This is a genomic window from [Anoxybacillus] calidus, assembly GCF_013760845.1.
In the GTDB taxonomy this organism is placed as follows: domain Bacteria; phylum Bacillota; class Bacilli; order Bacillales; family Anoxybacillaceae; genus Paranoxybacillus; species Paranoxybacillus calidus.
Genome location: NZ_JACDUU010000003.1, coordinates 62,472 through 81,866 on the forward strand (window position 1 = coordinate 62,472; position 19,395 = coordinate 81,866).

Annotated in this window: 15 protein-coding genes and 1 pseudogene; 11 read left to right on the plus strand and 5 right to left on the minus strand. The window is 37.5% G+C overall.

The genetic code is table 11. From position 1 onward, the window contains the following. Positions 1 to 4: 4 nt before the first annotated feature. The 8 genes and pseudogenes from HNQ85_RS07205 to HNQ85_RS07240 all read left to right on the plus strand — a co-directional run bounded on the left by HNQ85_RS07205 (position 5) and on the right by HNQ85_RS07240 (position 11,218). Positions 5 to 1,204 carry a CDP-glycerol glycerophosphotransferase family protein gene (locus HNQ85_RS07205; RefSeq protein ID WP_181537078.1) on the plus strand — a complete coding sequence of 400 codons (1,200 nt, stop codon included), beginning with the start codon at positions 5 to 7 and terminating at the stop codon, positions 1,202 to 1,204. A gap of 13 nt (positions 1,205 to 1,217) precedes the next feature. Next, entirely contained in the window at positions 1,218 to 2,531 is a 1,314-nt protein-coding gene (locus HNQ85_RS07210) for an O-antigen ligase family protein (RefSeq protein WP_181537079.1), read from the plus strand. Between the two features lie 7 nt (positions 2,532 to 2,538). Next, complete coding sequence (locus HNQ85_RS07215; protein ID WP_181537080.1) at positions 2,539 to 3,489, plus strand: glycosyltransferase family 2 protein; 951 nt, start codon at positions 2,539 to 2,541, stop codon at positions 3,487 to 3,489. 69 nt (positions 3,490 to 3,558) lie between these two features. Then, positions 3,559 to 4,671: a glycosyltransferase gene (locus HNQ85_RS07220; RefSeq protein WP_181537391.1), complete on the plus strand. Its 1,113-nt coding sequence runs from the start codon at positions 3,559 to 3,561 to the stop codon at positions 4,669 to 4,671. 255 nt (positions 4,672 to 4,926) lie between these two features. Continuing rightward, positions 4,927 to 5,613, plus strand: a pseudogene (gene galE, locus HNQ85_RS07225) (UDP-glucose 4-epimerase GalE); the annotation flags it as partial. Positions 5,614 to 6,017: 404 nt separating this feature from the next. Next, entirely contained in the window at positions 6,018 to 6,452 is a 435-nt protein-coding gene (locus HNQ85_RS07230) for a VanZ family protein (protein WP_181537081.1), read from the plus strand. A gap of 448 nt (positions 6,453 to 6,900) precedes the next feature. Next, complete coding sequence (gene galE / locus HNQ85_RS07235; RefSeq protein ID WP_181537082.1) at positions 6,901 to 7,872, plus strand: UDP-glucose 4-epimerase GalE; 972 nt, start codon at positions 6,901 to 6,903, stop codon at positions 7,870 to 7,872. Between the two features lie 595 nt (positions 7,873 to 8,467). Then, the gene (locus HNQ85_RS07240; protein WP_181537083.1) at positions 8,468 to 11,218 is read left to right on the plus strand and encodes a dynamin family protein; all 2,751 of its coding nucleotides are present in this window, start codon (positions 8,468 to 8,470) and stop codon (positions 11,216 to 11,218) included. Between the two features lie 199 nt (positions 11,219 to 11,417). Here HNQ85_RS07240 and HNQ85_RS07245 read toward each other — a convergent pair whose 3' ends face one another. From HNQ85_RS07245 to HNQ85_RS07265, 5 genes are all read right to left on the minus strand, one after another. Then, complete coding sequence (locus HNQ85_RS07245) at positions 11,418 to 12,437, minus strand: substrate-binding domain-containing protein (RefSeq protein WP_181537084.1); 1,020 nt, start codon at positions 12,435 to 12,437, stop codon at positions 11,418 to 11,420. A gap of 42 nt (positions 12,438 to 12,479) precedes the next feature. Continuing rightward, positions 12,480 to 13,166: a DUF624 domain-containing protein gene (locus HNQ85_RS07250; protein ID WP_181537085.1), complete on the minus strand. Its 687-nt coding sequence runs from the start codon at positions 13,164 to 13,166 to the stop codon at positions 12,480 to 12,482. Positions 13,167 to 13,302: 136 nt separating this feature from the next. After that, the gene (locus HNQ85_RS07255) at positions 13,303 to 14,154 is read right to left on the minus strand and encodes a carbohydrate ABC transporter permease (RefSeq protein ID WP_246326812.1); all 852 of its coding nucleotides are present in this window, start codon (positions 14,152 to 14,154) and stop codon (positions 13,303 to 13,305) included. Positions 14,155 to 14,168: 14 nt separating this feature from the next. Next, a complete protein-coding gene (locus HNQ85_RS07260; protein ID WP_181537086.1) occupies positions 14,169 to 15,179 on the minus strand; it encodes a carbohydrate ABC transporter permease in 1,011 nt (336 codons plus the stop codon). Between the two features lie 121 nt (positions 15,180 to 15,300). Further along, entirely contained in the window at positions 15,301 to 16,578 is a 1,278-nt protein-coding gene (locus HNQ85_RS07265) for an ABC transporter substrate-binding protein (protein WP_181537087.1), read from the minus strand. A gap of 514 nt (positions 16,579 to 17,092) precedes the next feature. Between HNQ85_RS07265 and HNQ85_RS07270 the strand changes: the two genes are divergently transcribed. Genes HNQ85_RS07270 through rbsD form a run of 3 tightly spaced genes read left to right on the plus strand, consistent with a single transcriptional unit; the run spans position 17,093 to position 19,370 of the window. Beyond that, a complete protein-coding gene (locus HNQ85_RS07270) occupies positions 17,093 to 18,082 on the plus strand; it encodes a LacI family DNA-binding transcriptional regulator (protein WP_181537088.1) in 990 nt (329 codons plus the stop codon). Then, the gene (rbsK, locus tag HNQ85_RS07275) at positions 18,079 to 18,975 is read left to right on the plus strand and encodes a ribokinase (RefSeq protein ID WP_181537089.1); all 897 of its coding nucleotides are present in this window, start codon (positions 18,079 to 18,081) and stop codon (positions 18,973 to 18,975) included. The genes HNQ85_RS07270 and rbsK overlap by 4 nt, the downstream gene beginning before the upstream one ends. Further along, positions 18,972 to 19,370, plus strand: a complete 399-nt coding sequence (gene rbsD / locus HNQ85_RS07280; protein ID WP_181537090.1) for a D-ribose pyranase — start codon at positions 18,972 to 18,974, stop codon at positions 19,368 to 19,370. Before rbsK ends, rbsD begins: the two co-directional genes overlap by 4 nt. Positions 19,371 to 19,395: the final 25 nt, after the last annotated feature.

Below are 19,395 nucleotides of genomic sequence, written 5' to 3' on the forward strand. Positions count from 1 at the left end.
CACTATGCAAACAAGGTTCTTGACGTTGATATATATATTACTAACGCCAATTTATTTATTATCTGTAATATTTCCGAAAAACAGAAAGTTGATAGTACTTGGATCATCGCTTGGACAGCATTTTGCTGATAATCCAAAGTATTTGTTTCTTTATCTAGAGGAACACAATCCGAACTTTGAATACTATTGGATTACAAAAAATAAAAGCTTGTACTTAAAAATAAACTCAGATCGTTTTCTTTACTTATACTCATTTAAAGGGCTATGGATTCTTTTGAGGGCTAAATATTTGGTCTTATCCCATCAAATTAATGATGTTTTCCCCCCTCTGCATGGGGGCAAAAAAATTATTCAATTATGGCATGGAACACCATTGAAGAGATTAGGACATGATAGAGATGCACTTTTAAATTCGAGAACGAAGAATCTTTTAAAGAAGGTTTTTTATACTTTTTTTCCACATTTATATTATATGAAAGCAGACTATATTATTGTAGCCGCTGATAACCAAAAGAAGATTTTTAGCTCGGCTTTTAGGCGACCTGAGAATAAAATATTTGTTTTAGGACAACCTAGAAACGATATACTGTTTAAAAAAGAGAAAATATCAGCAGTTTATACAGACAAAATGGATTTTCTTCATAATCTGTCCTCTTATGATAAAGTTATTAGTTGGCTCCCAACACATAGACATGGCAGTAGCAAAAATATCATAAATTTATTATTTGGCTATTCTTTTAATCCTGAAGAAGTTAATCGACAGTTAAAAGCAAATAACAGTATTCTAATTATCAAGCCACATTTCATAGAAATGAATGTCTTAAAAGATAGATTAAAGAGCTTTAGTCATATTCATATTTATGATGAAGCTGATCCGTATCCATTATTAGCTTTTACTGATATTTTAGTAACGGACTACTCCAGTATTTTTTTTGATTTCTCTATGACGAAGAAGCCGATTATATTAGCTCCTTTTGATTACGATGAATATTTGAATAATTTTAAAGATTTCTATTATGATTATAATAGCCTTTTAAAGGACTACCCAAAGGTATATAATTGGAAAGAACTAATGAATGCAATATTTGACGAAAAGCGAATGATTGAAACACAAAATTTTTTAGCTGAATTTAATAAATTTGAAGAAGGTAGTTGTAAGAGAGTTAAGGAATTTCTAGAAAATCTTGTTGCAAATTCTCTATAGGAGGATTTTGGTATTGAGGAAAAACAATTTTATTTTAATATATTTTTCAATTTTACTCATTTGTACGACTTATCAAGATTTTAATCTTGTAAATAAATTTGGAGAGTTAGCTCGATCTCCAATTTTCCTTTTTACTCCAATTTTTGTTTTTTATGAACTTTTTAGACTACTATACAAAAAGAGCAATTCTCTCAATATAACTACTTTGCAAAAAAATTTAAGCATTTATTTCTTATTTATTACATTTGTAGGATGTATTTATGTTTTTTACTATTTTATAAGTGGAAAATACGTATTTCTCGGTGAAAATTTATTTTTTAAGTATATTAAGGGGCAAGTGTATATTATTATTATCCTTCTATATATTAGGCATGTTTACTTGATTATGTGCAGACTGAGCAGAAAACAAGTGCTTTACTCTTTCTTAATAGCATTAACGTTTTTGGATTTTGTGCTTATCATAGAGTATTTCACGATGCCAGAAGGGTTGCTATTTTTACATTCAACAGATCTTCCCTATTACCGGGTTCGATTATTAACAGCAGAAAGTAGTTGGACAGGTACAATTTATGTTGTATACAGTACTATTACCTTATATTTAGTAATGACATTGTATAGAAAGAATTTATTTTATAAGTTATATATTATCCTGTCGTTTCTTATGTATCTTTTATTAACACAGTCTAAGGGATTTTATGTTGTACTGTTATTATCTATTGTGTTGTATTCGCTCAGGTATTTTAGTTTTAAAAAATTATCAATTCAAAATATTTTCATGGTGTTTGTTTCTATTGTAATATTTTTTGTTATTTTGAATGTGTTCGGAGAGGTATACTATAACGCGTTTATGAGAGACATAGAAAAGTATACTTCTCTTGCGACAAGGATTGGTTTGATATTAGCAAGTTTAAAAGTGATACTAACTCATCCTTGGGGAACAGGGACTGGGACTTATATTATATTTTTGCCTAATGAAATTCTCAGTAGCTTTAATACATTGAATTTTATTTTTGGTTCTATTTTTGGTATACAACCCAACTTATCAGAATTGGAACGGTTAACAACTTCTACTACTGGTTTGGGTGTAAAGTCAGGAGTTTTACACTGGTTAATGGTCGGTGGAATTTTTTCACTGTTGTTTTTTGTGCTTACATTTAAATATTTAAATCAAGCAACAAAAGAACTATCGATTCTTAGGTTTTCTTTGATTTTTACATTTTTAGCTGTCACCACATATATTTCGCTAGATATTAAATATGAGATATGGCTTTTGTGTGCATTTATTGAGTATAATCTCAAATTTATTAAAGGTAACTCAACGGAGTGAATGAAAGATGATGTCTGTAAGTATTGTTATACCAGTGTATAACGCTGAACAAACTATAGGTATGACATTAGATAAATTATTGGAACAAAATTACGATAAACATTATTATGAAGTAATATTGGTTGACGATGGTTCAAAAGACCAAAGTATTTCGATTATTAAAGATTATGTAAAGAAATATTCTAATATTAAGTTATATGTTAATTCAAAAAATCAAGGACGTAGTAAAACAAGGAACAAAGGAATTTTATATGCTTGTAATGAGTTATTGTTATTTCTTGATAGCGATTGCATTCCAAAAACGAAAAATTTTATTAAAAGCCATGTGGAATTTCATAATAAAAGAAAAAATAGCATTGGTATTGGCTCTGTGTATTTTCCAGAAACAAGTCAAAATCCGTTTGATAAATTTAGGGATAACCGAGAAAATATACGAAACCGTAGAGTTAATCATGCAAACCTTGACTTTGTGTTTTTAACTACGGCTAATATGAGTATATCTAAAAAAAATATGTTGGATTTAGGCGGGTTTGATGAGGAATTTAAATATTGGGGTGCTGAAGATATCGAATTAGGTTACAGAGCTTTTAAAAAGCACTTGATCATAGGAATGGTTGATACCGAAGGTGATGTATATCATTACGATGAACGGGTAGATTTAGAAACATATACAAGTAGGATTTTTAACTTTTCAAAGTACAATATTCCTATTTTACTTAAAAAACATCCTGATATTATTAATTACTTTAATAATTATAAATTACTTGAGCCTATCTCCCTTTTTGATAAATATTTAATAAAAAAGATTGTTATTCAACTTATTATAAAAAATTTCCATTTTATTTTTGCTTGGTTTATAAATAACGGGTGGTTTATAAACAGTAAATATAGTACATCAGTTTATAAACTTTATCTTGCGAAGTTTTATTTACAAGGAGTGAAAGAAAGACTGGTTTAAAAAGTGTATGGCCTAATGGATTTATTTGTACATATAGGTTGATTTTGGGAGGGGTTTTTGTTGAAAGTAATGCATGTTGCGGAGTACACAAAAGGTGGCGTGGCAACCTATCTCGAGAATGTGATTACCTTTCAAAAAAAACATTCGGAAATATCAAAGGTTTATTTAGTATGTAGCGCTGTGCATGCTACTCATTTTGAAGAAATGGAGGATGCGAAATTTCAATTATTAAAATATGATTATAAAAGGCATCCTAGACACTTTTGGTCAGCTATAAAAAAAATTAGTGAATATATTGAGTCTGTTTCTCCGGATATAGTCCATATTCATAGTTCATTTGCGGGAATGTTCGTTCGGCTTCCCTATTTCATAAAAAGAAAAAAAGTAAAAATAGTGTATTGTTCTCATGGTTGGTCTTTCCTGATGGATACAAGCAATTTAAGGAAAAGACTTTATGCATTCATAGAAAAAATGCTTTCTATAAAAACAGATAAGATTATTAATATTTCTAAATATGAATATAAAAACTCTATTAAGTACGGAATTTCAGAAGAAAAATCTATAGTAATTTTAAATGGTATATCTAATTTTTCTAACAATAATCATCTGAAAAATGGTATAGACCTAAAGATAAATAAAAATAAAATTAATCTACTATTTGTAGGTCGCTTTGATAGACAAAAAGGGCTTGACATTTTAATCAATTTCTTTCATAAGTACCATATTAATCATATTGAGCTCTATGTCATTGGTGAATCAGTTATCGGAGACCTAAACTTTACGTTCCCTGACAATGTCAAACATTTAGGTTGGGTATCAAATCAATTGATGGATCAGTATTATAAACAATTTGATGCAGTGATTATGCCTTCAAGGTGGGAAGGATTTGGATTGGTGGCAATTGAAGCGATGAAAAATAAAGTTCCTGTTATCGCAAGTAATAGAGGAGCATTACCGGAGATTGTTGAACATGATAATAATGGTTATATTTTTGATTTAAGCAAAGAAGAAGAATTATTAAACATATTAAACCAATTAGATAAAGAACAATTAAAACAAATGGGACTGAAAGGATATGAGACTTTTAAGAAAAAATTTTCTTCTAAAATTATGAATGAATCAATTTTAGATGTGTATCGTCAACTTTTAGATACAACTGCTGCATCTCCGAAAATTGTCTAATAAAGTGATCGTTTTACCATCATAGATGTAATAATTATTGTTTTTCTGATTAAAAACAAAACAAGATAAAATCAGGGAATTAAAGTTAGAAGTCTTATGACTCAAGTTGTTGAAGTTGTTTTATTAATATTTGTAAACAAAGTGATATTAGGGGATTTTTAGGTATTATTTAACTTAAAAGCTCACAAAATTTTTGTCAAATATTTAGTTGGTTAACCATCGAAATATTGCCAAAAAAATTAGCAAAAACGTTAATCGTTATTAAAAACAATGTTAGAGTGTAGCTCGAAAACTTTATTTTTTCTTCGATATAAAGTGGCTATTTACGGCATTTTGAATATGGAATTGATTACGGAAGATTGCCCAACAAATCCAATTGACCCATATGGCCGATCGAAGTTAATGATCGAACAAATTTTAGCGGACTTTGCGGTGATTTATGGTCTTAACTATGTCGTCCTTCGCTATTTTAATGCGGCAGGAGCACATGAGTCGGCGGAGATTGGCGAAGACCATAACCCAGAGAAGCATTTGATTCCAATTGTCTTGCAGCACTTGTTAGGTCAGCGCGACAAAATTTCTGTCTTTGGTACGAACTACGACACTCCAAATGGGACATGCATTCGCGATTATATCCATGTCACCGACTTAGCAAAAGCACATATTTTAGCGCTCGAAGCATTATTGTCAGGTAAAAAGAAAACTGCAGTCTACAATCTTGGTAATGGCTTAGGATATTCCGTCAAGGAAGTGATTAAAACGTGCGAAAAAGTAACGGGGCGTAAAGCTTTCGTTGAATATACGGACCGCTGCCTGGGCGAACCGGCGCGCCTTGTCGCGTCATCACAGAAAATTTACGAAGAGTTGGGATGGAAAGCGGAATATTTGCTTGAAGGCATTATCGCAAGCGCATGGAAATGGCATAGTCGACATGTGAAGTAAACAACAACAGCCACCCGCCACATTGTTCAGAGGGTGGCTAATTTTATTTTAAAACGGAAAGGGGGAGATTGCTTCAAATGAGAAAAAAAGCCTTCAGAATCCGAAATCGAACATTTTAAACATATATTAATAGAAAACTATCGTAAAGGAGAATTGCATGCTAATATAACCCCAAAGGATTTAATTAAGGATCTCGCCGTTCAATTACAACATTTTGTAAATTTAAACAAAAATAATATCAGTGGGTACTAATGGAAGCGTTTAAACAACTACCGAAGTCTATCAAAAGGACAATCCGTTACATTGTGTAGAATATTCATTTGCTTGAGAAGCTTGAATTCATTGGAAAAACTATTCACTTTTATATACAAAAACGTAAAACTCAATTAAAAAAGGTGATATAAATGAAAAACAAATGGCTTTCATGGGCTCTCGTACTTCTATGGTGCGCCCTCATTTATTACTTTAGCGAATCTCCTACATTTACTGGTGAGAACACGGCCAAAGTGATTAATCATATCGTTGAAGCTCAGCCACCTGAAGCAACAGTCTATCATCATCACGGCTTTTCGTTCTCATGGAATTTTGTTGTCCGCAAGTTCGCACATCTTTCTGCTTTTGGCATTCTTGCTTTTCTTGTATGGAAAGCCCTTGTCCCTCATCGACTTGCCTATGTCGGAGCATGGAGTTTTGCGACTGTTTATGCCATGACCGATGAATGGCATCAATCGTTTCAACCGGGACGGACGGCTCTTGTATCTGATGTGGTGATTGATGCATGTGGAGCGGCTCTTGCTTTATTATTCGTTCGAATTTATTTGCGGATGAAACGTTCTTAGGTGTTAAAAACAATAAGAATTTCCTTCACGCTTTGGTAGACTTTCCTCTTCATTTATTCTTCTGGTTATGCCCGCTAGAAAGATTCATCGTAGCATTCTTTGATTAAGGCGGGTTTTCCTCTCGATGTCACCATTATGTTCAAAAAACTCCCAATTAGTTTTGTAGATAAATGAGTGATCGTTCGTTTATAAGAAGACAGATGAAACCTTTTATGACGAGTTAACAGATTCACCTGCGGGAGCGGAGTTTGCTCATTTCAACGTTCCTTTTTTCCTAAAAAAGAAAATGGAAAAACGAGCATCGAATTTTATTGGATGGGAAGTGTTTTTAACGAATCAAGAAATTTATTCTCAAAAAGATGTTCGAGAATATGTTTCAAATGGGAAGTTCATAAGATAGGAAGAGTTAGATACACAAAAAATGAACATGCTGGGTGGGAGGATTTGTATGATTTTAGTCGTTGGCGGCGCCGGTTATATCGGCAGTCATTTAGTGAAAGAGTTAGTGGAAAAAGAGAAAGTCATCGTGCTTGATAACTTATCGACGGGTCATCGTTATTTAGTTGATGATCGTGCAGTGTTTGTTCAAGGCGATTTGGGGAATCGGGCCGATTTGGAAGCGATTTTTGAAAAATACCCGATTAAAGCGGTCATGCATTTTGCGGCGAACAGCTTAGTCGGGGAATCGGTTGTTAATCCGCTGAAATATTATCAAAACAACGTTGCAGCGACATTAACATTACTAGAGACAATGTTGAAATATAATGTGAAAAACTTTATTTTCTCATCTACTGCGGCGACTTATGGAATTCCGAATGTCGAATTGATTACCGAAGATTGCCCAACAAATCCAATTAACCCATACGGCCGTTCGAAGTTAATGATCGAGCAAATTTTAGCGGACTTTGCGGCGGCTTATGGTCTTAACTATGTCGTTCTTCGCTACTTTAATGCGGCTGGGGCGCATGAGTCAGCGGAGATTGGTGAAGACCATAATCCAGAGACACATTTAATTCCGATTGTCTTACAGCACTTGTTAGGCCAGCGCAACAAAATTTCTGTCTTTGGTACGGACTACGACACACCAGATGGGACATGTATTCGCGACTATATCCATGTCACTGACTTAGCGAAGGCGCATATTTTAGCGCTCAAAGCCTTATTGTCAGGCAAAAAGAAAACCGCGGTTTACAACCTCGGCAACGGCTTAGGCTATTCTGTTAAAGAAGTGATTGAAACATGCGAAAAAGTAACGGGCCGTAAAGCCGTCATTAAATATACGGACCGTCGCCCGGGCGACCCGGCGCGACTTGTCGCGTCATCACAAAAAATTTACGAAGAGTTGGGATGGAAAGCGGAATATTCGCTTGAAGACATTATCGCAAGCGCATGGAAATGGCATAGCCGAAATGTGAAGTAATAGAAAGCCTCCTGTTGAATGAGTGTCAGCGGGAGGCTGAATTGTTTTTAAAAGAAAATAGAAGGGATAAATAGGTAAATTATATGAAAAAACAAATGGCTTCAATGGGTCCACGTCCTTCTCTGGTGCGGGCTCATTATTACTTTAGCGAATCTTCTCATTTATCAGGGAGCATACCTCTAATAATCCCCCATATAGCCGCAATAAAATTCCTCACTTACAAATAGAACCGTAGTTTCAATCATGAAAAGAAGATTGGCAACAGAGTATTCGTAAAAATGAAGTATATGAAGAATCGGGGTAAAACGAAATGAGGTACATCGAAAGGATTCTCGGTTAACGCATCCAGCATGAATCGAAGCTGCATGATTCTCAGAAGGATTGTGCAGGTTTTTTACATTTCCATCCAATTAATAACAGAATTTAGCTGAAATTTTACACGATGATAAAAATCTGTATTAGAAATGAAACCAATTTGAAACTTTATGAAAAAGTAAGTCTGTTAAAATATGAAGGTTAGAAACAGGAAAGTTTTAATAACTATATCATACGGTAAGTAAAATATATTGATAAATATATAGGTCGGGTGATAAACATGACGTTAGAACATCAACTGATCAAAAAGACATTTTATGAAACATTTGTAGGAGCGAATGAAAAAGATCCTGTCCGTGTGCTTGGAGAAGCTTTTCTTGCCGGGCATAAAGAGGGGACAGATGACATTTCCGCCATCCGTTTTGCCCAAGGAGAAGTATATTTTCATAACAAAGATTATGAAGCAGCGATTTTCAAATGGGAAAACATTCATAATGATTTAGAGCCATGGGCGAAGAAGAATATAGCGGATTGTTATTATGAACTCGGGCAATTATCAACCGCTGAAGAGATTTATAAATCCATTGATACGGAAAGTAGTGTCTTACGATCAGAAGTGGCCCTGCAATTATTCTCGCTTTACGTAGACCAAGGCAGTCTTGAAAAGGCGGATCAAGTGATTAAAAAAGCCGTATCCTTGAATCCGGACTATCCGAATGTGACGGACATTGCTCGTGCCTTTTTCGAGAAACACAAGGATTGGAAGAGCGCCATTGAACTGGCAGTCAATGAAGCGATCCGTACAGAGTCTTATCACTGGTTTGATATTTTGAAAACTTATGCAGAACGAGGATTAACCAACATCTTTGAACCGCATTATTTTTCAAAATGCTTAGTCGTGTTATACGGAGTGGATCAGACAAGATTTGAACAGATGGTTCAGGTATTATGGAAGGGTTACAAAAACGAGGATTCCTATTTTTCATGGCTGCGGGAATTTAACCACCTTTTCTTAAATCTGGATGCAAACCGAGGGCAGTCTTGGAAAGAGCTGTCCGCACTTTATCAAGAAACCTATTTTGAATTGATCGATGGAACGTATTTAATGAAAGAACTGGCGGAGATTATTCCGAATCTCTTAACGAACTGGCTCAAAATAGCCGATTATTCTCATGCTTTATTTGCTTCTGCAGCGGTATTGGCATGGAGCGAGAAATTTCCATCCAGTATTCGTCCAGAGGTTGTCAATGATGCTGAAAATCTTATTTTCCATTCCCGCAATGAGACAGACGGTTTGGAATACAGCCTTGCATTATTCGATTCCATCGTAAAATGGGCGGAAGAGCAGCATGTTGATCCAGGTCACCGCTTTAGATGGATTATCCGAGAACTGGTTGATTTTCAAACACATCATTTATTGGTAGCTGGAACTTCCGGAAATGGAAAGTCTGCTTTTATCAATTCGGTCCTCGGAGAAAATATCCTAACGGCTCCGACATCTTCTGTTATTGTATTTAAGGGGGATGAGGAGACGGAGATTAGAAAAATATCCGATGAAGAATTAACGACATTTTCAAGTTTCCATGAATTCCAGGAGGCAGTAGATAGACGGCTGAATAAGGGTTCTGACAATGCGATTATTGAGTTCTCTCTTCCATCGCCAATTTTGCAGGAAAACAGGTTAGCTCTTATTGATACGCCGGGATTTAGCGGCCGTAATGGTATGGAAGGTGAAGCGTTGAAATATCTGCATTTTGCTGACAGTTTATTATTTGTTCTTGATGCGAACGATCCTTTTACCGAAAAAGAAGAAGAGATTCTCATGCAGATTCGGAAATATGCGCCTAATCTTCCAATTCATTTTCTGCTCAATAAAATCGATGAAATTTATGATGAACAAGAGGCGGCTAGAATGATTGACGACACTCGTTCGAGAGTTTGGGCATACTTTCCGCAGGCGAAGGTGTTTGCTTATTCATCACATGTAAGAAGCAGAAAACAACAAAGTGATCTAGCAGAGTTCTTGAAAAACGTGAGCCGACAAATTGCTGAGGACGATCGAATTGAAAAATTATTAATCTTTATTCGTAAATTAATCATGCATTTATTGGATAAACGGGCAGAAATGGAAAACAGCCTGGCCGAGTCCATTAAATGGAATGAAGAGATGGTAGCGAAACTAAGTGGTGCAATCCATCAATTAACGGATTTGAAAAAAGAAAAAGCGCGAATTATCACGAGAACGTTCCATAAAGTCTTGGAGGAAATCAGATCGGATCTATCGGAAAATATTCCGAAAATTTTACGAGACTGTTCGGATATGATTCAAGAAGACAGTGATTTCCGTAAAATTCACCTTGAACTAAATGATGAGATGAACCGTAGGGTACATGCTTATATAAATGATAAGGTCTTGCCTGAGTTTTATCGTTCTCTTCAGGAATGGATTGTAACGGCAAATGATGAACTTGATCATTGTCAATCTTTCCTGGATGAAATGAGCGATGGGTTTAATGCGATGTATGGGGAAGAGCGGCTTAAGCTGAAGTGCGATTTTAAAGTGCTTGATGACTGGTGCCGGGATGCAGACCGGATGACGAGCGGCGTGCAATTGGAGAAGGTGAATATTTTTCTCCGCCGCACACCGTATCAAATTTTATTGAAAAGTGCCGGCATGCTGTTTGGAGCCTTCCAGCAAAACAATGAGATGCTATATAACAAATACAAGCAGCTTGTTGAAAATCAGGATTATTTAGATGTTACCGAATCGATTATGAACAAGTTGCTTCTGCAATTCGAATTGTTTGAGAAATCACTGGAACGAGATATTTCGATCTTCTTCCGAAACCCGTTTGACGTATTGAATCAAATGGTAGAAGAAACGAAAAAAGAAATCCGTGAAAAAGAAGAAGAGCTGGAGAAAATGAGAGCGAATCCTCAAAACTACCGCGATCCGCTAACATTGTTTGAAGTAAAACTCCGCCAATACGAGTGGATTACCATTTCCGCAAGAGGAGTTCTTCGAGTATAACGAGATGTAACGAAAAAATCGGTCCATGAGGCCGATTTTTTCGTTGTGAAAATGTTTTTATTTTCCTACAACGGTGCTTGTCGCTTTCTCCCTTCACCAGAGAAGGGCGTATGATCCGTCTTTTGCTGATGAACTAAAAAAGGGGCTGAATCCCAAATGTTTGGGAGCAGCCCCTTGATGTCATTTTTGCTGTGAACGTTCATGATTGTTTTGGCGCGAATGCGGTCGATTCTCTTTTAATGAGTTTCGAAGAAAGCAGGATTTCTTGGAACGGTTCGTTTTTGTTTTCCATTCTCCAGAAAAGTAGTTCGACGGCTCTTCTTCCGTAAAGCTCTAGATCAATGTCCACTGTCGTTGTTTTCGGTGTAGAGATTTTCGATAATTGCCCATTATCGTAACTGCATATCGACGCTTGCTCGGGAACTTGAATGCCTTGTTGTCTTAAGCATGAGTTGACTAAAAATCCTAGCCCGTCATTGACGCAAAACCAAGCCGTTGGTTGTCGCTTTAATTGTTGAATATATTGGAGGATGACTTCTTCTTTTTCTTCCGCCTTTTTGAAAATAAACTCTTCCTTTGGTTCGATGCCGTATTCCCGCAATGCAAGCAAATATCCTTCATACCGTTCTTCATAGCTCGGTGAATATGCCACATTGCCGACAAACGCAATGTCACGATGATTTAATTCAATTAAATGTTGTACGGCCAAGTAAGCCCCGAAGCGATTGTTCGTTAACACAGCATCCGCGTTGATATTAGGATGATGGTGGTCAACAAGCACCGTCGGAATACCGGTAGAGATGACTTTATTAATATATTCGGTGCTGATTTGGGAAAGGATTAAGATTCCATCCACCATCTTATTTTCGATGAAAGAAGGTAAAATGAGGTTTTCTTGTTGCTCGCGGTTAATCGATTGAATGTGTAAGTTCATGCCCCGTTTGACAACTTCTTTTTCAATGCTTAAATAAATTTCGCCAAAAAAGTTTTTAAAGGAAAAGGTTAAGTCGGAAGCGATGAATCCGATGTTTCCCGTTCTTCCTTGTTTCTTTTGCTTTCGCGCTCCCGGATATTGATATCCCATTTCTTCGGCTACACGTTTAATTCGCTCCCGAGTTTCTTCGCTCACGCCTTCTTTTCCTCTTAAAGCTTGGGATACCGAGTTTTTCGATATATTTAATTGATCGGCGATGTCTTGCATCGTGACTTTCTTTTTCATCATTCAACACCTACTATTGAGACCTATCCTAATGACATCGGTTTAATGACGCTTGTGAAACATGGTTTCGATATCTTGAAACAGGTTATTCATAATCAACATGACCGCAAAGCAGAAAGGACTAATGAAGAAGTAGAAAGATACTTTAGGAATATAATACAGGATGAACCCTGTCAACAAAAGCAAAGCAAGTAACAATAACGTTGTTTTCCATTTCGTGAAGGAGCACCAAATCGATAATTTTAACGCTGATTTATTGGTGACGAAAAAACGCGAGAGCAAAGGATATACATATAATCCTACGACTACATTCATGAGTAAAAGGACGTATAATAACGGACGAATATAACGACCGATTGGATAGTTGTTCAGAAAAACGATATCGGTCATTAATATTGTAATAAGAATACATTGAATTGAAAAGAAAAGAGCGGATTGAACAAAGTTGACTTTTAAGCTTTGAAAAAACGTTTTTGTTATTTCTACTTGCTTTTCTTTCACTATTTTTCCCATGACGCTAAAGGAGGCGGTAAGGGCAGGACCAATCGGAATGTTGACAAGGAAGAAGATGATCCATGTGAATAAATTGGAATCATCCCACTGAAAGAGTAGAAATACGGATGCCGGGATACATAAAAGGAAAAAGTAAACATTACATAAGATGAACCAATAGCTATAAAGAATGATTCGATAAAAAAGATTGTCTTGTAAATCAGCTGTTGGAAGCATTAGAATCGACCTCAATTCTTAAAAGATATGACTGACCTCACGTGCATGTCGCTATATATCGTTCATTGATCCAATGTGATGTCCTCTATATGGTGTGGTGGGGGCTGACCCTTTGCATTTTAGGTCAGCCTCTGCGTTAGCCTTTAATGCCTGTAACAGAAATTCCTTCCACAAAGTATTTTTGCATCGCGAAGAAAAGGAGGAGTGTAGGCAGCAATACTAAAAGGGAAGCGGCCATTAATGGACCCCACTCGACTCTCGTCATTCCATTAAACATCGCGAGACCTAATTGTAATGTAAATTTGTTCGAATCATTTAAGTACATTAATGGTCCTAGTAAGTCGTTCCACGAACCTTGGAAGGAAAATAATCCAATGGTGATTAAAGCAGGCTTTGATAATGGGAGAAAGATTTTATAAAAGATTTGAAATCGTGTTGCCCCATCGATTAAGGCGGCTTCTTCTAATTCTCTTGGTATTGTTAAAAAGAATTGCCGCAACAGAAACACAAACACGGCTTGTCCACCGAAAAAGGCAGGGACGATGAGAGGTTTGAATGTGTTAATCCATCCGAGTTTGTCAAACATAATAAATAAAGGAATCATCGTAATTTCTCCAGGTAACATAATCGTGGATAAAAGAAGCATAAACCAAATATTTTTACCTGGGAAGTGAAAACGAGCGAATCCATAAGCAACGAGCGCAGAAATAAACACTTCGGCAAATACCCGAAAAACGGTAATGATCACGGTATTTTTTAAATAGAGAAAAAATGGAATATCGGTGACGGCACGGTGATAGTTTTCCCAATGGAAAGAATCAGGTAGCCATTTTGGCGGGATTTGAAAGATGATGTCTCCAGACTTTAAGGAGGTGGAGATCATCCAAAGTAATGGTAATACCGTTGCCGCAGATGCGATCATAAGAAACAGATAGACCAAAAAGGTTTGAATTTTTTTTCGCTGCGTGTTTGTCAACGTGAATGTCAAGATGATTCACCTTCTTAACCGTTGATTTCAGAACCTTTGAAACTATTGATTTCGGCACCTTTTAAACCGTTCATTTCTGGACCTTTGAAACGTTTAAGTTTCGAACCTGCGAATACGTTTGTTCCAAGTTTCTTTTTCTCTTTTGATTTTGCCGTTTGAATTTCACCGGCATAAAAAACCCATAAAGGTGATGTTTTAAAAACAAGCAACGTCAAAAGCAAGATGATGGCAAAAAGAACCCATGCCATCGCTGTTGCGTATCCCATTTTATAAAAGTTAAAGGCATTTTCGTATAAATAGACCATATAAAATTTTCCTTGGTTTTCAGCACCGCCAATAATATATGCATCATTAAATTTCCGGAATGAGCCGATCATTCCCATGACGAGATTGTAAAAAATCACTGGGCTCAGCATCGGAAGGGTAATATGGCGGAATTTGTGCCACCAGTTTGCTCCGTCTATTTCGGCTGATTCATATAAGCTGCGGGGAATATCTTGTAATCCTGCCAAGTATGTTAACATTCCGCCGCCAGCTCCCCAAATGGCCATCATCACATAAGAAGGTAAAACCCAAGACGGGTCGCCAAGCCAGTTCGGTCCAGAGATACCAATGTACGATAATAGTAAATTAATCAAACCATAATCAGGATCGAGAATCCATCTCCATAAAAGAGAAATGGATACGCCTGATACAACGGCAGGAAGATATAAGGCCGTACGGAAGAAATAGATTCCTTTCACTTTTACGTTCACAATGACGGCGAGTGTTAAGGAAGAGATGATTCCTAAAGGAATGGCAAATAGAGCATACAAAACGGTAACTTTCAGCGAGTTTAAAAAATTGGGATCTTGAAATAGATGGATATAGTTGTCGAAACCAATGAACTTCGGTTCGGTAAAGGAGTTCCAATCGGTAAATCCGATATAAAAGGCAAAAGAGATTGGAAACACGGTAAAGATGAAAAATCCGAGAATCCAAGGGGATATAAACAGCAATCCTTCGTATTTCTTTAACTTTTTCATTTCGATCAACCTCTTTTAATCAGTAAAGGGCTGACCAATCCGTGTCGGACCTCATAGGTGATTCAATGGGATGTGTGTGGGGTCTGACACGTTGCTTTTGAGTCAGCCCCTTCAGGAGATATTATTGACCTAAAATTTTACGAAGTGCTTTTGCAGCGTCTTTTGCTGCTTTTTCTGGAGATTTTTTACCTAGAAGAATTGGTTCGTATAATTCTTGCCAAATGGCAGAGTCAAGTTCGTTTTGTTGCTTCTGGTTATTGAAGCCGCGTGCCACTTTTGCACTTTCTTTGATGATATCAACCGCATATTTTTTATCTGGACGAATTTTTTCTACCTTTTCTAAGTCTGATTTTGTAGGAGGGAGGATTTTCCATTCATGAATCGCGTTTGTCAAGTCGATTAATGCTTCTGCCGCGACTTTTTTATTCTTCGTGTTGTTGGACATGACTGTGTGGGCGATCCAGCTGAACGTCGCTTCTTTTTTAGCATGAGGCACTTTCGTCATACCGACTTCAAAAGCATTTCCGACTTGTTTTTCCAAGTCGTCACCGGCACCACCAAAGAACATAGCGACTTTGCCTGTTTTAAACATTTCTGGGCCGCCTGTATTTTGTGCTTGAGTTTTAGTAGGTGTTACTTTGTCCTCGTTGACTAGTTTATTCAACATTTTAATACCTTCAATGGCTTCTGGCTCATCAATGCGAACTTTTCCGGTTTTATCGATAATTTCTCCGCCATACGTCCAAACCCATGTTGCGATTGGTGGCCAACCGTCAATCACGGTTCCGAATTGATCCACTTTTCCGTCGTTATTCGTATCTTTTGTTAAAGCTTTTGCCGCTTTTTCGAAATCTTCCCATGTCCAGTCTGGCTTTGGAAGTTCAACACCGGATTTTTCAAAGAGTGTTTTGTTATAGTAAAGCATTACAGGTTGGTTAATCCAAGGTAAACCGTAAAGTTTTCCGTTAACTTTTCCCACTTGTAATGGACCTTCAAAGTAGTCATTAAGGTTTACTTTCGGATTTCCTTTAATGTATTCATCAAGTGGAGCGATGACCCCTAGTTCTGCATACATCGGTATGTATTCTTGAGATAACCAGAATAAATCAGGTGCTTGTTTCGCAGCTGCCATGGTTTGAATCTTTTTGTAGTAATCGGCAGGGATGCTTTGGATCGTTAAATGATAATCATCGGATTGTTTATTCAGTTTATCGACGATGGCTTGAAATTCTTTTAATTCTTGTGCACCAGCCCATGTTCCGATTTTTAATTCCACTTTTCCGTTTTTAGATGAATCGGAATCGGCAGCATCTGACGCCTTGGAACATCCTACCGTTCCAACGAGCAAAATAGATGCTAAAAGTCCGGTTGCTAGTTTCTTAAGAAAGCTTCTCTTCATTTCTCTCTCTCCTTTCTGATTTTTTCAAATGATAACATTTGTCATCAGTTTGTAATCAGAAAAGAAAGATTACTAATGAGTAATGTAACGTTACATTACAATTTGATTATTATATGATTGATTGGGGTTCGTCAAATTAGAATATTTGGAGAAATAATGAGTAGGAAAATAAAAATTCACTAAAAACTAAAGAAAAAGGTATAAAACAAAAATATTTCTGAATGAAATGCTTAAAAATATCGAATTACAATATGTATTTGTAATGTTGAAAATAATTTTTGTAATTAATTTTGTAATGTTATAAAGGTTTCGAGGAAGAAAATGGAACGTGAACGGGTAGAGGTTCTATGTTCATTCTCCGCTCCGATAAACAAGGTAGTTTCCTATTTTTCAAATGTAGACATATGATCCATCAGTGAAGTCGTAAATATTTTGACTAACTACTTGATTATTGGGTGTTTTGCCTGTTATATTGTATGTAACCGGTTACATAAGATTAAGGTGGAGAATAAAGATGGCAACGATTCGTGATGTTGCTAGATTAGCAGGTGTATCTGTCGCGACAGTTTCGCGCGTGTTGAATCAAAATGGCTATGTCAATGAAGAAACAGAAAAGCGCGTGAGGCGAGCGATTCAAGAGTTAAATTACAAACCAAATGAAGTCGCGCGGACGCTTTTTAAAAAGACATCGAAAACGATTGGCTTGATTGTTCCGGATATTTCGAACCCGTTTTTTCCGGAGCTTGTCCGTGCAGTGGAAGATGTAACAAATATTTATGATTACACCGTGATTTTGTGTAATTCCGATGAGAAAAATGAAAAGGAAAAAGAGTATATTGAGGTATTAAAACAAAAGTATGTCGATGGCGTTATTTTAACGACGAATCAATTGGAGCTTGCGGAAGTGTCTGAGCTTGATGTGCCGGTTGTTGTCTTGGACCGTCCGTTGAATCACTCGTTTCCGTCGGTGATTGCCGATAATTATGGCGGGGCGCGGTTGGCGACGCGGCATCTATATGACATCGGCTGCCGCAAGATTGCCCATCTTCAAGGACCACCACACGTTGTCAACGCAGTGGAACGGTTCAACGGCTATCGCGATGAAATGAAGGAGTTAGGGCTGTGGGATGAGAATCTTGTCATTCTCGGAAACTATCATCTAAAACAAGCGAAAGAAGCTGTATTACAAGCGTTCAAAGAGCATACGATTGACGGTATTTTTGCCGGGAATGATGTGATGGCGGTTGGTGCGCTGAAGGCGGTACAGCAGCTTGGTCTTCGCGTGCCGGAAGATGTAGCGATTATCGGATATGACGGCATTCCGCTCACAGAGATGACAACGCCGGAGTTATCGACGATTTCACAGCCGATTTATGAAATGGGCGCGATGGCAGCAAGGCTCTTAGTGAAACGAATTGAAGGACAGCCGCTTGATCAAATTCATTATGTATTACCGGTTCAGCTCATTCAGCGGGAATCGACGCGTAAGGGGGAAAAGGGATGACCAAACCAGTAGTAACCGTTATTGGAAGTATCAATATGGATCTTGTCACCATAGCAAGCCGTGTTCCGTCACAAGGTGAAACGATTCTTGGGGAAAGGTTTCGCCTGATTCCCGGTGGAAAAGGGGCAAATCAAGCAGTCGCAGCGGCTCGTTTAGGCGCAAAGGTCCATATGATTGGTGCGGTCGGTACGGACGCTTTTGGAAAGGAGCTTCTTCACTGCCTTGAACGGGAAGGTGTTTCTGTCGACAATGTGAAACCGGTTACAGATGTGGAAACAGGAGTGGCGGTGATTACGATTTCAGAAGGGGATAACCGAATCATTGTCGTTCCTGGAGCGAACCATTCGCTTCGCCCGGAAGATGTCGAGGTGTGTGAGGAAGTGATTGCATCGAGCGATATTTGTTTGCTGCAGTTAGAAATTCCGCTTCCGGTTGTTGAGAGAGCGGTGGCATTAGCGAAAAAGCATGGAGTCCGCGTCATTTTAAATCCGGCTCCTGCACAGCCGTTACCGCTGTCATTGTTAGAGCAAGTGGACATTCTGACGCCGAATGAACATGAGCGCGATATTGTCTTTGCGGACATCGATGCGAGCCGATTCGCCAATCCATTCATTGTGACAGAAGGAGCGCGCGGCGTCACAATCATAAAAAATGGACAACCGACGTTAATTCCAGGGTTCAGTGTTCCTGTGGTAGACACGACAGGAGCTGGAGACACGTTCAATGGCGCGCTGGCGGTAGCGTTAAGTAAAGGCATGAGTTTAGAAGAAGCGTGTTTATTCGGAAACGCGGCAGCGGCGCTTTCTGTGACAAAGCTCGGAGCGCAAACGGGAATGCCGACAGAAGATGAGGTTCAAGCGTTTCTTAAGACGAAGAAAGGGTGTTCTTCATGAAAAAGCACGGCATTTTAAATAAAGAATTAAATACGGTTTTAGCTTCTTTAGGCCATACGGATACGATTGTCATCGCTGACTGCGGATTGCCGATTCCCGATGACGTTGTACGCATTGATTTGTCGCTTGTGAAAGGGTTTCCATCGTTTCTTACTGTGCTGGACGCGATTGTCGCAGAGTTAGAGATTGAGGCGGTCACGCTTGCGGAAGAGATTAAAACGAATAATGAAAAAATGAACGAAGAAATTCATAAACGGTTTGAGACAACGACAAAGCAATTTGTCTCTCATGAGCAGTTTAAAGAGATGACAAAATCAGCGAAAGCGATTATCCGCACAGGGGAAGCAACTCCTTATGCGAATATTATTCTTCACTCAGGCGTCAATTTTTCTTAAAACATCGCACCTTTAAAGGGGAGAG

What these genes read in the sequence shown, in the direction of transcription:
- galE (WP_181537082.1), top strand. Translation starts at nt 6,901, where the DNA reads ATGATTTTAGTCGTTGGCGGCGCCGGTTATATCGGCAGTCATTTAGTG.
- rbsD (WP_181537090.1), top strand. Translation starts at nt 18,972, where the DNA reads ATGAAAAAGCACGGCATTTTAAATAAAGAATTAAATACGGTTTTAGCT.
- HNQ85_RS07240 (WP_181537083.1), top strand. Translation starts at nt 8,468, where the DNA reads ATGACGTTAGAACATCAACTGATCAAAAAGACATTTTATGAAACATTT.
- HNQ85_RS07260 (WP_181537086.1), bottom strand. Translation starts at nt 15,179, where the DNA reads ATGAAAAAGTTAAAGAAATACGAAGGATTGCTGTTTATATCCCCTTGG.
- HNQ85_RS07270 (WP_181537088.1), top strand. Translation starts at nt 17,093, where the DNA reads ATGGCAACGATTCGTGATGTTGCTAGATTAGCAGGTGTATCTGTCGCG.
- HNQ85_RS07215 (WP_181537080.1), top strand. Translation starts at nt 2,539, where the DNA reads ATGATGTCTGTAAGTATTGTTATACCAGTGTATAACGCTGAACAAACT.
- rbsK (WP_181537089.1), top strand. Translation starts at nt 18,079, where the DNA reads ATGACCAAACCAGTAGTAACCGTTATTGGAAGTATCAATATGGATCTT.
- HNQ85_RS07245 (WP_181537084.1), bottom strand. Translation starts at nt 12,437, where the DNA reads ATGAAAAAGAAAGTCACGATGCAAGACATCGCCGATCAATTAAATATA.
- HNQ85_RS07220 (WP_181537391.1), top strand. Translation starts at nt 3,559, where the DNA reads ATGCATGTTGCGGAGTACACAAAAGGTGGCGTGGCAACCTATCTCGAG.
- HNQ85_RS07265 (WP_181537087.1), bottom strand. Translation starts at nt 16,578, where the DNA reads ATGAAGAGAAGCTTTCTTAAGAAACTAGCAACCGGACTTTTAGCATCT.
- HNQ85_RS07230 (WP_181537081.1), top strand. Translation starts at nt 6,018, where the DNA reads ATGAAAAACAAATGGCTTTCATGGGCTCTCGTACTTCTATGGTGCGCC.
- HNQ85_RS07205 (WP_181537078.1), top strand. Translation starts at nt 5, where the DNA reads ATGCAAACAAGGTTCTTGACGTTGATATATATATTACTAACGCCAATT.
- HNQ85_RS07250 (WP_181537085.1), bottom strand. Translation starts at nt 13,166, where the DNA reads ATGCTTCCAACAGCTGATTTACAAGACAATCTTTTTTATCGAATCATT.